The organism is Mesorhizobium sp. B2-8-3 (assembly GCF_006440815.1).
GTDB lineage: Bacteria > Pseudomonadota > Alphaproteobacteria > Rhizobiales > Rhizobiaceae > Mesorhizobium.
Genome location: NZ_VFTW01000003.1, coordinates 460,413 through 474,083, shown reverse-complemented (window position 1 = coordinate 474,083; position 13,671 = coordinate 460,413). Strand labels below are relative to the sequence as shown.

Here is a 13,671-nt window from a genome sequence, read left to right as displayed (position 1 = left end):
GCGGTGATCGAGGTGTCGACCGAAGCGGCAGGCTGGTTGGCATTGGCCGAACCGTAGTTGTCCGAGCCGGCGAAAGCGGCGCCTGTGGCAACGAGAAGGGCGGCGGCGGTAAGAGCGATCTTGATCATTTGAGTTACTCCAGAGTCAATGTTGTTGGTCGAAAGTTCGCCTGGCGAACCGATTAGTGGTTGCCGAACAGGTTGTGGTCAGCGCCCGTGACGACCGGCTTCTGAACGTTCGCGTCCGACTTGTTGGTGGAAGCGGTGATCGAGGTGTCGACCGAAGCGGCAGGCTGGTTGGCATTGGCCGAACCGTAGTTGTCCGAGCCGGCGAAAGCCGCACCGGTGGCAACGAGAATGGCGGCGGCGGTAAGAGCGATCTTGGTCATTTGAGTTACTCCAGATTTTGATTTGATGGGTGGTCGGGAAAGCGGGACGGCTTAGCGGCCCCAGATCCCCTGGCCCGACTGCGGCTGGTTCTGATCAGGCGTGATGTGGAGGTCGCGCTGTTCGAACTTGTTGAGCTTGCGGATCGAGCCGGTAACGGTGTTGTCGACATTGCCCGCGGGAGCGGTCACGGCCGGCTGGTTGACGTTGTCGGAACCGTAATGGTCGCTGCCGGCGAAAGCGCTGCCCGTGGCAATGAGGAAAGCAGCGGCGGCAAAAGCAATCTTGTTCATTTTAGATACTCCAGATTTCAAAAAGTCATGTCCGTCTAGTGGCGTGCCGTAATGGAAATTCGCGTCGCTCGGACCACCCCGAAATGGGTCGGCCCTGCTGCCATTTCCAATCACGAAAAGTTGTGAACCGAACCGTTCGGTTCGATCTTGAAATTGGGCGAAGGACGCAGCGGCCACATTCTTATCGTTTAATATCAATCGGTTACAGAAAAGGCAGCGCGATACGGCATCCTGGTAAGGGCTGCCGGTGTTCACCATAGCTACACGAACCGTCAACATTAATTGAACCGAACGGTTCGATTTCATCGCTTGCCCGACCGAACAAGCGGCTCGGCAGGTGCCGCGACCGGGATGGCGACCGCCGGGAAACCACGTTTGCCTTGCGCGCGGATCGATACTATCGGTTGCCTCGGGAACCAATTTGGACGCCGCCTGCCGCGCTTTGGCGTCGGTCGACGCCATTGGGAGGAAACAGCGACAAACGATGCGGCTGCTGCTTGTCGAGGACAACCGCGAACTGGCCGATTGGCTGAGCAAGACGCTGCGCCAGGCGAGCTATGTCGTCGATGTCGTGCATGACGGCGAGGATGTCGAGCATGCTTTGGCCGCTGGCGACCATGCCTTGATCATCCTAGATCTTGCCCTGCCCCGCATGGGCGGCATGGAGGTGCTGAAAAGGTTGCGGGCGCGCGGCAACCCGGTGCCGGTGATCGTGCTCACCGCCAATGCCAGCCTCGACGGCCGGGTCAAGGGCCTCAACGAAGGCGCCGACGACTATCTGGCGAAACCCTTCCAGATCGAGGAGTTGGAAGCGCGCATCCGCGTGCAGTTGCGCCGCGCCAACGACCGCACCGCGCCAGTCATTGCCTGCGGCGATCTGGTCTTCGACACCAATACACGCCTGTTCTCGCTTGCCGGCGCGACGCTGTCGCTGACACCGCGCGAGCACGCCGTGCTGGAACAGCTGGTCGTCAAGGCCGGCCGCACGGTGAGCAAGGCGGCGCTCTCGACCGCGATCTACGATTTCGAAACCGACGCCGACCCCAGCGCCATCGAGATCTACGTGCACCGGCTGCGCAAGAAGCTGGAGGGATCGCGCGTCCAGATCGCCACCTTGCGCGGCCTCGGCTACCTGTTGCGCCACGACGATCCGGCGCCATGAGGATCGACAGGTTTCGGATCGGCAGCCTTCGCCTGCAATTGCTGGCCTGGGTGGTGCTGCCGCTTGCCGGGCTCGCCGCCATCAATCTGTGGACCAGCCAGCGCAACGCGCTGGCGACCGCGGATCTCGTCACCGACCGCATGCTGGTCGGCTCGGCGCGCGCCATTGCCGAGCAGGTGGCAATGGCCGACGGCGCGCTCGACGCCACCGTGCCGCCGGCGGCGATCGAGATGTTCGACACCGGCGACCGGGACAGCGTCTATTACCGGGTCGAGACCGCCGGCGGGCGGCTGCTGACCGGCTATCCCGATCTGCCCGTGGCGCCGGAGCGCGGCAGCATCGAGGCTGCCTATCGCGATCACCCGCTGCGCCTGGCGACGCTCAGCCATGCCGTGATCGGCGCCGGTACGGATTCGCCGATCAAGGTCACTGTCGGCGTCACGCTCGCCGGACATGACGCGATGGTGAAGCGCCTGTGGCTCAGCGCCTTCGCCCAGCAGCTTGCCTTGGTGGCTATTGCCGGCGTGTTCGTGCTGCTTGGCCTGCGCCGCGGGCTGGCGCCGCTGATCCGGCTGCGCGACGCGGTGCGCTCGCGAAGCCGCAGCGATCTCGACCCGGTCGAGGTCCCGGGCGCGCAGAGCGAGATCCGGCCGCTGATCGAAGCGCTCAACGCCTATATGGAGCGCGTGCGGGCGCAGATGGCGGCGCAGCGGCGCTTCATCGCCAATGCCGCGCACCAACTGCGCACGCCGCTGGCGCTCTTGTCGACGCAGGCAAGCTATGCCTTGCGCGAAACCGCGGCCGACCGGCGCCAGGAGGCGCTGGTCGCCTTGCAGGCGAGCTCGGGCAAATTGGCGCGGTTGGCCGAACAGCTGCTTACGCTGTCGAGGGCGGAACCTGGCAGCCGACGGCCGCGCGCCGACCGCATCGACCTCACCGAAGCCGCCCGCCATGTGCTGGAAGCGCAAGCGCCGGCGGCGATCAACCGCGACATCGACCTCGGCCTCGAGGAAAACGGACCGGTGACGGTGGTCGGCGACGGCACGATGCTGCGCGAGATGATCGTCAACCTGGTCGACAACGCGCTGCGCTATTCCAGATCTGGCGGTAGCGTCACGGTGAGGCTGGCGACGACGGATGGCGAGGCCGAGCTTACGGTGAGCGATGCCGGACCGGGAATCCCGGCGGAAGAGCGGGAGCATGTCTTCGAGCGCTTCTACCGCCTCGCCGGCTCGGCCGAGGAAGGCAGCGGTCTTGGTCTCGCCATCGTGCGCGAGGTGGTCGAGAATGCCGGAGGCAGCGTCACGCTGGGCGACGCCGCGGCGGGCGGGCTCAAGGTCGAGGTGCGGCTGCCGCTTGCGTGATCAGGTCGAGTGGCGACCCTTTTACTCTTCGTCCGGCAAGCGTCCGGCCGGCGTAGAGAATCCGCAAGATGATCACTTTGTCACCGGCGACTTCAAACGCGATCGTCGCGCGTCGGCGCCATCCTACCGTGGCAAACCCGGAGCGATTTCGTCATGACGTGTGCCGCGCTCGGGAAAAGTCTCAAAGTCGAGGCAATAATCGACAATGCGCCCGACAAAGCGCAACGCGATTTCCACGCCAGCCTTCGGCGCGAGTTCGCTCAGCAGTTCGGCTATGTCTCGCTCGGCTGCAGCGTGGAATCTGACCCGGTATTTCATGCACCGGAGCGTGGTTTGGCGACGATCGCGTTGATATGCTCCGAGAGATTGCGGCGCATCTGCTCGGCCGTCAAAAGCTTCTCAGGATTGGCGCGCGCATCCTGCATCGTCGGCACGACTTCCTCGCGCAGCCAGCGTTCAACCGCCGCGTCACGCGCCGCAAGCGTACGCAGGCCATCGCGGATGACCTCGCTTTCGGTGGCGTATTCGCCCGAGGCAACCTTATTTTTCACCATCTGTGCCATCTCAAGCGGCAGCGTGATCGTCAGGGGCTGGGAGTTTCGCATGACTCGTCTCCTCGATGCCCTCAATATAGCACAGGCGCATGACTTTGTCATACACCTTAGGGGAAACCGCACACTAAACATGATGGTGTGCGGTGATCAATCAAGCCCCCTGCTCGTTGAACGGCGCCGGGCGCCACTTCACCACATAGTTCTCGAAGCGGGTGATGATGAACTCCACCACCAGCGCCATCACCGCCAGGATGATCATGGCGGCGAAGACGCCGTTGGCGTTGAAGGCGCCCTGCGCGGTGGAGATCAAGAGACCCATGCCCTGCTTGGCGCCGAGGAACTCGCCGACCACGGCGCCGACCAGCGCGAAGCCGAAGGAGACATGCAGGCTGGCGAGGATCCAGCTCATCGCCGAAGGGATGATGACCGAGCGAGTGATCTGCATCGGCGAGGCGCCGAGGATCTGGGCGTTGGCGATCATCGCCCTGTCGGCCTCGCGCACGCCCTGGAAGGCGTTGGCGAAGACGACGAAGAACACCATCACCACGGCCAGCGCCACCTTGGAGGCCATGCCCAACCCAAGCGCGATGATGAACACCGAGCCCAGCACCACGCGCGGCACGGAGTTCGCGATCTTGATGTAGATCGAGAACACATCGGCCAGCAGCTTGTTGCGGCCAAGGATGATGCCGGCCACGATGCCGCCGACGGCGCCGATGGCGAAGCCGAGGAAGGTCTCTTCCAGCGTCACATAGATCTGCAGCCAGAGCGGTCCCTGCGAAGTGCCTTCGGTGATCCAGGACCAGATCTGTTCCCAGATGCCCGACGGGCTGGAGAAGAAGAACGGATCGATGATGTTGTAATCGGCGCAGAGTTCCCAAAGCCCAAGGAAGACGACGAGGATCGCGAGGCGCAGGCCGATGACCAAGGCATGGCGCTTGCGCAGCCGTGCCCTTGCCTGCGCTTCGGCGGCGACGATCGAAGTGGCGCGGGCGGCGGCCTGATCGGTGGGAGAAATGGCGGTCATGCTGTGTCTCCTGTCAATGGCCGGTCTGGAGGCCGCGGCTTTGGCCGAGCTGCACTTCCTCGCGCAGATCGTTCCAGATAACCTTGGCGATCTCGATGAATTTCGGATCGTAGCGGATGTCTGCCATGACGCGCGGGCGCGGCAGGTCGATGCGGTAGACGCTCTTCACCGTGCCCGGACCGGCGGTGAGCACATAGACCTTGTCGGCCAGCGCCACCGCCTCCTCGAGATCGTGGGTAACAAAGACGACGGAGGATTTCAGCCCCGACCAGAGGCCCAGCAATTCGTCCTGCATTGCGGTGCGGGTCTGCATGTCGAGCGCGCTGAAGGGCTCGTCCATCAACAGGATCTTGGGCTGGTTGATGAAGGTCTGGGCAAGCGCCACGCGCTTGCGCATGCCGCCCGAGAGTTGGTGCGGATAGTGTTTCTCGAAACGCGAAAGGCCGACGCGGCCGATCCAGTCGCGCGCCTTCTCGTAGGCTTCCTTCTTCGGCGTGCCGCGGAAAAGCGGGCCGGCGGCGACATTGTCGATGACGCTGCGCCACGGAAACAACGCGTCGGCCTGGAAGACGAAGCCGATGTCGCGGCTGATGTCGGTCACCGGATTGCCCATGACGCGGACATTGCCGGTGGTCGGACGCAACAGCCCGGTGACCAGGTTGAGCGTCGTCGACTTGCCGCAGCCGGTCGGCCCGACGACACAGGCGAACTCGCCGCGCGCCACCGTCATGGTGAAATCGCGGATCGCCGTCATCATGTGGCCGTCGGGCGTGACGAAGCGCAGCGTCACGTCGTCGATGGCGATCGCGGCATCGGCCGGCGGCGCGGCCGGAGACAGTTTCTCCGCCGCCATGGTCTGCAACTGCATGGCACACTCCTATCGTGGTGGTGCGAAGATGCCTTTGGCTAAAGCCAGAGGGCTTGCCGCAGCTTGGCATCCGGAAGGCGCCGCTGCAGAATTGATTCAGGCAGCCGGCGCAAGTCGTTGTTCCCTGGAGCGGTTCGTCGTTTCACGCCAAACCGCTCCATCTCTTTGCTTGACGCAATTCCGGGCGGAAAACCGTTTCACACTTTTCCTGGAATTGCTCCAAGGGCGGACCGATCGGCCCGCCCTCGCCTGCCGACGCTTACTTGGCGGCGTCGACGAATTCGGTTGTGTAGGTCTTCGACAGGTCGATCTGCTTGCCCTGCAGGCTCTTGGAGAAAGTCGACAGAACCTTCAGCACGGTCTCCGGTCCATCGGCCGGCATGCGGCCATCCGGCGTGAACATCGCCTTGCCGCCGGCCAGACCCTGCACATAGAGCCCCTTGCTGCCGGCGTAATAGTCCTTCGGCATCTTGTCGGCGATCTCTTCGGCCGAGTGGCCGGCGATGAACTTCATCGTCTTGACGAAGGCATTGGCGAGCTTCTGCGCCTCGTCCTTGTGGCCCTCGAGCCAGCTCGACTGGACGTAGAAAGAGGCCGCCGGATAGTCGCCGCCAAGCGCTGCCTTGGTCTTTTCGGGCGTGCGCATGTCGACCAACACCTTGGCCTCGCCGGTCTGGAGCAGCTTGGCGATGGTCGGCTCGGTGGTCATGCCGGCCTGGATCTGGTCCTGCTTGACGGCGGCGATGAAAGTGTTGCCGGCGCCGACCGGAAGCAGCGTATAGTCGCCCGGCTTCAGGCCGCTGCGAACGGCGAGATACTGCGTCAGGAAATCGGTCGAGGAGCCGAGCCCGGTGACGCCGAGCGTCGCGCCCTTGAAGTCGGCCGGCGACTTGATCTCCGGATGCTTGGCCGAGACCAGCTCGACCTCGCCTGGCGCCTGGCTGAACTGCACGATCGACTGGATGTATTTGCCCTTCGACTGCAGGTCGACGGTATGATCGTAGAAGCCGACGACACCCTGTACGGCGCCAGCCAGCAATTCATTTTCGGCCTCGACGCCGGCGCGCGAGTTGATCAGCTCGACATCGAGCCCTTCATCCTTGAAATAGCCGAGCTGCTGGGTGAGCACGGCCGGCAGATAGATCTGCTTTTCCATGCCGCCGACGATGATGGTGATCTTGTCGGCAGCCGATGCCGCCGATGCGCCAGCGCCAACCATGGCAAGCGTCAGCGCCACTGAGCGCAGCGCGCGTTTAGAGATGAAACCGGTCACGTAATTTCCTCCACTGGGCGGCGCGCCGCGCCGCATTTCCTCCTGCCGGCCGCTCCCAGGCCGCTCATGTGGCGAACGCCACAAAACCGTCATGACATGGCCAAGCTTTCAGCTGGCTTTCAGCCGTTTTGGCGGCCGTGGAATGGAATCCGGCTTGGTTCCCGGTCACGAGGCAGTGAAGCCGAGAACGTCGCGCATATCATATTCGCCCGGCGGCCGCCCGGCGACCCAGAGTGCCGCGGCGATGGCGCCCTGCGCGAACATCGAGCGGTCGCCGGCGGCATGCGAGAGCGTGAGCGTCTCGCCTTCGGTGAGGAAGCTCACGCCATGCTCGCCGACGATGCTGCCGCCGCGCACAACGGCAAAGCCGATCTCGCCGGTTGGGCGCGGACCGACGTGGCCGTCGCGGGTGCGCTTCGCCACATCGTCCAGCTCGACGCCGCGCCCGCGCGCCGCCGCTTCGCCGAGCATCAGCGCCGTGCCCGACGGTGCGTCGACCTTCATGCGGTGATGCGCTTCGAGGATCTCGATGTCGCAATCGTCGGGGTCAAGCACCCTCGCTGCCTGCTCGACCAGCCCGGTCAGCATGTTGAGCCCCAGCGAATAGCTTCCGGAGCGCACGACGGCGATCTTCTTCGCGGCGTCGGCAATCGCCTCCAGTTCAGCGCCGTCGAAACCTGTCGAGCCGATCACCAGCGCCGGACCGCCGCGCGCGGCGCAGGCCTTGGCCAACTCGGCGGAAGCCGCGGGCGTGGTGAAATCGACGACCACATCGGCAAGCGCCAGCGCTTCGTCGCGCTCAAGCAGCCCCTGGTCCGTACTGCCCGGCCGATGGAAGCGCGCGACGAGCTGCAGCCGCGGATCGGCCGCGACGGTTTGCGCCATCTGCCGGCCCATGCGGCCGAGCGCGCCGGCGACGGCTATCCTGAGCGGCTGCGGCATGGCGATCCTTGTCGAAAGCTGAGTCGGAACAATCCTCTAGCACGCCGCCCTGGCAAATTGATTCAAGCGTTGCTTCAGGCGGCGCCGTTGGTCTTCAGCATCATGCCGGCGATTTCCTTGACCAGCTTGGCGGCGACCAGCGCCGTCACGTTGGAGAGGTCCTGGCGCGGATTGTATTCGACCACGTCAGCGGCGACGATCGGTTGGTCTATTGCCTGGATCAGGCCGATGACCTGGCGGGTGGTGAAGCCGCCCGGCTCGCGGTGCGAGATGCCAGGAGCGAAGGCCGGATCGAGAGCGTCGATGTCCATCGAGATATAGACGGGCGTCTTGAGGTCGAGCTGCAGCCCTTCCCTGAAATGCCGCATCTCAACCACCTCGACGCCGAAGCGCTTGAACTGGTCGCGATGGTGATCGTTGACGGTGCGCAGGCCGATCTGGATCAGCCGGTCGGCCAGCTTCTCCTCCATGACGCGGGCAAAGGGCGAGGTGTGCGAGCGCGGATTGTCGTCATAGGCATGATAGATGTCCGGATGCGCGTCGATATGGACGATCGTGAGGCTCTGGTGGCGGCGGCGCACCGCACGCAGCACCGGCCAGGAGATCGCATGATCGCCGCCGAGCGAGATCAGCGGATGGCCGGCGTCGAGCGCGCGGCCAACTTCGCTTTCGATCCGCTGCCACGGGTCGCCGGGTTGGGTAAAATCGATGTCGCCGTGATCGACGAAGCGGTCCGTCAGATCGAAACCTGTTTCCGACCATGAAGTGTAGGCGTCGCTTGCGAGTTCGCGCCGGATCAGCGGCGGCGCCTCCGCCGGCCCGCGCAAATAGGACGAATTCTCGTCATGCGGAATGCCCAGAAGCGAGACCTTGGCCACGACATCCTCCCTCGTTGCCGAGACAAGGGCCTCTATAGACGCCGGATCTGGCGGGTGCGACCGGAGCCATTTGGGCCAGATCGCAAAGCGTGGTGCAGTCTTAGGCAACGCTGCGTGAATGTGAAGCGCCACACTCATCATCACTCGTGCGATGTGCTACTTTAGCGCCTGTGCGTCCGGCTGCACCCGGACCGTGTCCGAGGGGGGACGCCCATGCTGCGGCCAGTGCATACCCTGGTTCTTTCTTGCCTCGCTTTGACGCCGTTTGCCGGCGGGGCCTTCGCGGCCCAGACATCTTCGGAAAAACCCGACGATACGGCGAAGAGGGCGGCGCTCGCCGAGGCGATCAGTGCCTGCGACCGGGGCGCCTCGGTGCCGCTCGATCGTGGAGCCAAGGCGCCGCCTGTCCAGTATGGCGAGCTCTTCCCGCAAGACTTTGACCTCAGCAAGCTCAAAATCCTGGCCGACAAATGCCAGGCGGCAATGCTCGGCGCGCCGCAGGAAAAGCGGCTGACGCTTGAATGGCTGCGGGTCCAGGTCGCGCTCAACCAGGCGGGACTTACCTTTCTCCTCCCGCAGATCAAGCTGCTCGCCGACGGCGGCAGCCCGGAGGCGAATTATCTGCTCTACGAGGTCTATTCGGTGCATCGGCACGACGGCGCCGATGCCGGTCCACCGCCGGTCAAACGGGCGATGGCGCTCGATGCCTTGCAGAAGGCCGGCGCTGCCGGTCATCTCACGGCGCTTGAGACGCTGCTCCGTCAGTATATCGAAGGGCCGCTGCTGCGCCGCGACGCGCATAAGGTGGTCGAGACCGCGCAACGCGTCATCGACGCGCCGGCCCAGGGCCAGTCGCCCGGCGAATGGGACAGCCAATTCCGCGCCGCCATGCCGCTGCTGATTGCGCGGACGACGCTGACGGAAGACGGCTTCACGAGCGACGAGCAGCAAAAGGCCTTTCATGCCGTCGAGACGGATTTCCAGTCCGGGACCAACGGCTCCGGACGATCGGCGCTGGCTTACATCAAGGCGCTGCGGTTGGGCCGCGGGACCTCGCAGGATGCGGCGAAGGCCAGGCAGTTGCTGGAGGCGCGGGTCGGCAGCGATCAATATGCCATACCGATGCTGGCCGACATGCTGGCCAAGGGCGAAGGCGGCCCCGCCGACGGCAAGCGCGCCATCGCCATGCTGCGTGCCGCCACCAAGAATGTCGCCGAGGCCGGGCCGATGCTCGCCGGCCTGCTCATGGACGGCAAGTTCGTCGGCCGCCAGCCACGCGAGGCGATCCAACTGCTCAACGCCTCGTGGGATCTCGACGCCGGCATCAGGCTTGCGGGCGTGCTCCTCGACTATGACGGCATGCAGATCGACAATCCGGACCAGTTGGTCGGGCGCCTGAGCGACGGCGCCGACGCCGGCGAGCCAGGTGCCGCGCTGGCGCTGGCGCGGCTGCAGCTCTCTGACAATCAGCAGTTCAAGAACGAGGATTTGGCGCGCGCCATGCTGAAGCCGCTGGCGGACGCAGGCGACCGCGACGCGCTCTGGCTCTACGCCTCGACCCAATATGCCAATCTGGATTCGACCAGCTACCAGCCGTCGCGCCGCGACGACGGCTTGAGCGACGATCAATTGAAAGCCTTGATCGACGAAGGCGAGGCCAAGAAGGAGCAGCAGGCCTATCTGCTGCAGGCGAAGCTCATGCGCAAAGGCGCGGTCTATCCGCAGGACGACCAGAAGGCGACGGCGATGCTGATCAACGCCGCCAACCTCGGCAGCGTCGATGCGATGGTGCTGCTGGGCGACGCCTATGACGACGGCCTCGGCATCGACAAGAACCCGCGCGAGCGACTGCATGCCTGGCGCGAGGCGGCGCGGCGCGGCTCGCTGAAGGCAAAGAGCAAGCTCGCCAACGCCTTCACCTTCGACAGCTTCGACCATCTGATGACGCTGCGCGAAGGCATCACCGACCGCATCGCGCTTTACAATGACGGCATCGGCAGGATGGGCGCCGGCGTGCTCGGCAACGACGCGGCAAGCATCGAACTGAGCGGCCTCTTTTCCGGACCGGCCTCCAGCGCCGGAACGGCGGCGATCGCGGCCGCGGTGATGGATGCTTTTCGCGAGGCGCCGGCAGGGCTCGCGGAAGACAACCTCGTCGGTTTCGGCAAGGCGCTGCCCGACGATATCCGCGCCGCGATCGAGACGACGCTGAAGAGCGAAGGCTTTTACGCCGGCGAGCCGAAGGGCCATTTCGGCCCGGACGCGCGCAAGGCGCTGGCCGCCTGGGTCGACGCCAAAGGCCCGCTCGCCGAAATCCCCGCCCAGACCGCTGCGACGCAACAGACCGCGCCGGCTTCAGGCCTGCTTGCGAACGAAATCATCGACCGCATCGGCAAGAAGGTCTTCGCGCAGGCGCAGGCCGCCAAGACCGACAAGCAGAAGATCGCCGCCATCAAGCAGCTCGATTTGCTCGCCCGTTACGGTGACCTCCCGTCGCGCTGGGCGCTGGTGCGCAACTACCATCAGGCAAAGGTGGTGCGCGCGGTGGTCACGCCCGAGAAAGTCACCCGCTATGCGCTGGACATTCTTGTGTCGAAGCCTGCCGGCGTCGACAAGGCGGAATTCGAGTTCATCTTCGACCTGACGCAGATCGCGCAGGATCGCAAATCCAAGGTGGTGGGCAGCGCCACCATCCAGGCGATCCGCGATGATCCGCGCCTGCAGGATCCGCTCACGCTCGGCGCCATCATGGGTCAGTTCGCCTTCGCTCCGGACGCCTGCGACTCCGTGCTCGCCGCCGCCAAGAAAGCCGGCGTCGACGGCGTGGGTTCGGACGGATGCGACGAGGACACGCGCACTGCCCTCATTGCCTTCGCCAAGGAGAAAGGCGCGTCCGGTGTCGATGCGGCGGCCCGCAAGGCGGCCGCGGACGAGATCAAGACGCTGGACGCTTAGGCGGCGAAGTAGCAAGGCAACAAGCCGCAACGGGCCTATTCCGCCTTGTCAACACGATCGAGGATCGCGCGATAGCGGCTGCATACGGTGGCGTCCTGATAAAAATCCACTTCCGTATCGATGATCTGGTCAAGGCTTAGTCCGCGATAATGTGCCTTGACCTTCGCCAGCACGTCTTGCGCTTGCCTGATTTCGCCGAGTTCGGAATGGCATATGATAAGACGAATGAGCGACCACGGTGTTACAGTCGCCATTTTCGCGTAGCAGGCAGCCGCCTCGCGATATCGCCCGGCCGTCGTCAGCAGGACGCCACGGAAGTCGTCATACCATCCCACGGCATATGGATCGCGGCGCTGGGCTTCGGTTATTTCATCAAGCCCTTGCTCCGGCCTGTCAGTGTGATTGAGGAAAATAGCACGGATGCTAAGAATGAACGGATCGTTCGGATTGAGCGCAACGGCCCGGTCAAGGCTGATTTCAGATTGCCTGAATTGACGGAGGTACAAGTGAGCGAAGCCGGTGGCGAGATGTCCATAGGCTTCGTCGGGATCAAGGCCCAATGCTGTTCTTGCGATCTCCAGTCCGGAATGCAAATGGCCGGGATTGTTGTAGTCCCAATAATACTTGATGGACTCCACAAAACTCAGCATGGCGTGGGCAGCAGCAAACTGCGGATCGAGCTTTACCGCCTGGTGCAGAAACGGTTCCGCTTCGAGCACCGTGTCATAAACGGCTGCCAGTTGCAGCGCCCGTAGGTAAAACTCGTAGGCCGACATGTTGTTGGTCGGCCGGGCCCTGGCGCGCGACGCAATCGCGGTTCTGGCCTGCCGGGCCAGACGCGCTGCAATCATCCGGGTGATTTCGTCCTGGATGGCGAAGATGTCGTCGAGTTCCCGATCGTAGTGTTCGCCCCAGATATGAGCCATCGACGACGCATCGGTTAGCTGTACGGCGATCCGCACCCTGTTGCCGATCTTCCGCACGCTGCCTTCGACGACATATTGGACACCAAGCTTGCTCGCCACCTCGGCCGGGTCATGCGCCTTGCCGCGAAACTGGAAGGAGGAGTTCCGCGCAATGACTAGAAACTCCTTATATTTGCCGAGCTCGACGATGATGTCTTCGGTAATCCCGTCGCTGAAATAGTCTTGCTCCGGGTCACCGCTCATGTTGTCGAAGGGAAGTATGGCGATGGATGGTCTGGACGCCGCCGTATCATCTGCCGTAACCGCGAAGGGCCTGGGGCCTGCATATTTATAACCGCGACCATGCACGGTTGCGATCAGCTCGGCAGACAGCAGTTTTCGCAGCGCCGAAATGTGGACCTGCAGCGTATTCTCCTCCACCACCACGCCGGGCCAGGCCGCATCGAAAAGTTCGGTCTTGCCGATCACCTCATCGGGCCTGTCGAGCAACATGGCGAGGATGTCGAAGGAACGTGCCGAAAGCTCCACCGGCCCTTTCGGGCCCAGCAATTGCCGTTCGGCTCGTCTCAAACGATAGTTCCCAAACTCCAAGTCCATTGGCCAAGAACCACCCTCGCGGGCAGGATAATCCAAGATGACCCTGAAGGCGAACTTCAGGGCCGTTTGGGATTCTTCTCTTCAAGCAATTTCAGAGCCGTTCAGGACTCTTCAGGTTTAAGCCAAGGACCTGGGTGGGAAGCGCTGCCATTGTCGCCGCCACAGGAGGACATCATGACCGACATCCTCACCACCGGCCCAACTGCCGTCCGGCGTTTCAAATTGCCGCGGCCAAGCATCCCGAGGCTGGCAATGCTCGCGACTTTCAACACCATGTTCAGTTTGATGGTCAATGCACGCAAGGCAGCCTATCTGGACCCTTTCACCAGTCTTGACCGCCGACCGCCGATCATCCCGGAAGACGATCTCGAAGGCCGGAATCCCAACTGGTGATCTGCAACGCCTTGCGGATTGGTGCCTGGCGGTGCGGCCTGCAGATCCGCGTT

The 13,671-nt window shown here is 63.7% G+C and carries 15 protein-coding genes; 4 read left to right on the top strand and 11 right to left on the bottom strand.

The genetic code is table 11. From position 1 onward, the window contains the following. From FJ418_RS07660 to FJ418_RS07650, 3 genes are all read right to left on the bottom strand, one after another. Positions 1 to 128, bottom strand: a 128-nt coding sequence (locus FJ418_RS07660) for a DUF680 domain-containing protein (RefSeq protein WP_140864593.1), incomplete at its 3' end; no start/stop codon positions are given. Positions 129 to 181: 53 nt separating this feature from the next. Further along, positions 182 to 388 carry a DUF680 domain-containing protein gene (locus tag FJ418_RS07655; RefSeq protein ID WP_140864591.1) on the bottom strand — a complete coding sequence of 69 codons (207 nt, stop codon included), beginning with the start codon at positions 386 to 388 and terminating at the stop codon, positions 182 to 184. Between the two features lie 51 nt (positions 389 to 439). Continuing rightward, the gene (locus FJ418_RS07650; RefSeq protein WP_140864589.1) at positions 440 to 679 is read right to left on the bottom strand and encodes a DUF680 domain-containing protein; all 240 of its coding nucleotides are present in this window, start codon (positions 677 to 679) and stop codon (positions 440 to 442) included. Between the two features lie 484 nt (positions 680 to 1,163). Here FJ418_RS07650 and FJ418_RS07645 point away from each other — a divergent pair, with 484 nt between their 5' ends. Both FJ418_RS07645 and FJ418_RS07640 read left to right on the top strand, forming a co-directional pair. Next, on the top strand, positions 1,164 to 1,841 hold the full coding sequence (locus FJ418_RS07645; RefSeq protein ID WP_140648061.1) for a response regulator: 678 nt from the start codon (positions 1,164 to 1,166) through the stop codon (positions 1,839 to 1,841). After that, positions 1,838 to 3,205 carry a sensor histidine kinase gene (locus FJ418_RS07640; protein WP_140648062.1) on the top strand — a complete coding sequence of 456 codons (1,368 nt, stop codon included), beginning with the start codon at positions 1,838 to 1,840 and terminating at the stop codon, positions 3,203 to 3,205. Before FJ418_RS07645 ends, FJ418_RS07640 begins: the two co-directional genes overlap by 4 nt. A 123-nt stretch (positions 3,206 to 3,328) precedes the next feature. Here the strand turns inward: FJ418_RS07640 and FJ418_RS32330 are convergent, their stop codons facing one another. The 7 genes from FJ418_RS32330 to speB all read right to left on the bottom strand — a co-directional run bounded on the left by FJ418_RS32330 (position 3,329) and on the right by speB (position 8,747). Then, the gene (locus tag FJ418_RS32330; RefSeq protein WP_246682968.1) at positions 3,329 to 3,523 is read right to left on the bottom strand and encodes a type II toxin-antitoxin system RelE/ParE family toxin; all 195 of its coding nucleotides are present in this window, start codon (positions 3,521 to 3,523) and stop codon (positions 3,329 to 3,331) included. Next, positions 3,520 to 3,810 carry a type II toxin-antitoxin system ParD family antitoxin gene (locus FJ418_RS07630; protein WP_140648064.1) on the bottom strand — a complete coding sequence of 97 codons (291 nt, stop codon included), beginning with the start codon at positions 3,808 to 3,810 and terminating at the stop codon, positions 3,520 to 3,522. The genes FJ418_RS32330 and FJ418_RS07630 overlap by 4 nt, the downstream gene beginning before the upstream one ends. A gap of 100 nt (positions 3,811 to 3,910) precedes the next feature. Further along, positions 3,911 to 4,786 (bottom strand): ABC transporter permease, encoded by an 876-nt coding sequence (locus FJ418_RS07625; RefSeq protein ID WP_140864587.1) that lies wholly within the window; start codon positions 4,784 to 4,786, stop codon positions 3,911 to 3,913. A 13-nt stretch (positions 4,787 to 4,799) separates the two neighbouring features. Then, entirely contained in the window at positions 4,800 to 5,654 is an 855-nt protein-coding gene (locus FJ418_RS07620) for an ABC transporter ATP-binding protein (RefSeq protein ID WP_140651876.1), read from the bottom strand. 259 nt (positions 5,655 to 5,913) lie between these two features. Then, complete coding sequence (locus FJ418_RS07615) at positions 5,914 to 6,873, bottom strand: ABC transporter substrate-binding protein (RefSeq protein WP_246682971.1); 960 nt, start codon at positions 6,871 to 6,873, stop codon at positions 5,914 to 5,916. 219 nt (positions 6,874 to 7,092) lie between these two features. Then, entirely contained in the window at positions 7,093 to 7,869 is a 777-nt protein-coding gene (gene dapB / locus FJ418_RS07610; RefSeq protein ID WP_140864584.1) for a 4-hydroxy-tetrahydrodipicolinate reductase, read from the bottom strand. 74 nt (positions 7,870 to 7,943) lie between these two features. Next, positions 7,944 to 8,747, bottom strand: coding sequence for an agmatinase (gene speB, locus FJ418_RS07605; RefSeq protein ID WP_140648069.1), 804 nt, complete (start codon positions 8,745 to 8,747; stop codon positions 7,944 to 7,946). Between the two features lie 213 nt (positions 8,748 to 8,960). Between speB and FJ418_RS07600 the strand changes: the two genes are divergently transcribed. Beyond that, entirely contained in the window at positions 8,961 to 11,702 is a 2,742-nt protein-coding gene (locus FJ418_RS07600) for a sel1 repeat family protein (RefSeq protein ID WP_140864582.1), read from the top strand. A gap of 35 nt (positions 11,703 to 11,737) precedes the next feature. Here FJ418_RS07600 and FJ418_RS07595 read toward each other — a convergent pair whose 3' ends face one another. Then, entirely contained in the window at positions 11,738 to 13,225 is a 1,488-nt protein-coding gene (locus FJ418_RS07595; RefSeq protein ID WP_140651872.1) for a winged helix-turn-helix domain-containing protein, read from the bottom strand. Between the two features lie 174 nt (positions 13,226 to 13,399). On the opposite strand from FJ418_RS07595, the gene FJ418_RS07590 reads away from it, so the two are divergent. Then, positions 13,400 to 13,618 carry a hypothetical protein gene (locus FJ418_RS07590; protein ID WP_140864581.1) on the top strand — a complete coding sequence of 73 codons (219 nt, stop codon included), beginning with the start codon at positions 13,400 to 13,402 and terminating at the stop codon, positions 13,616 to 13,618. Positions 13,619 to 13,671: the final 53 nt, after the last annotated feature.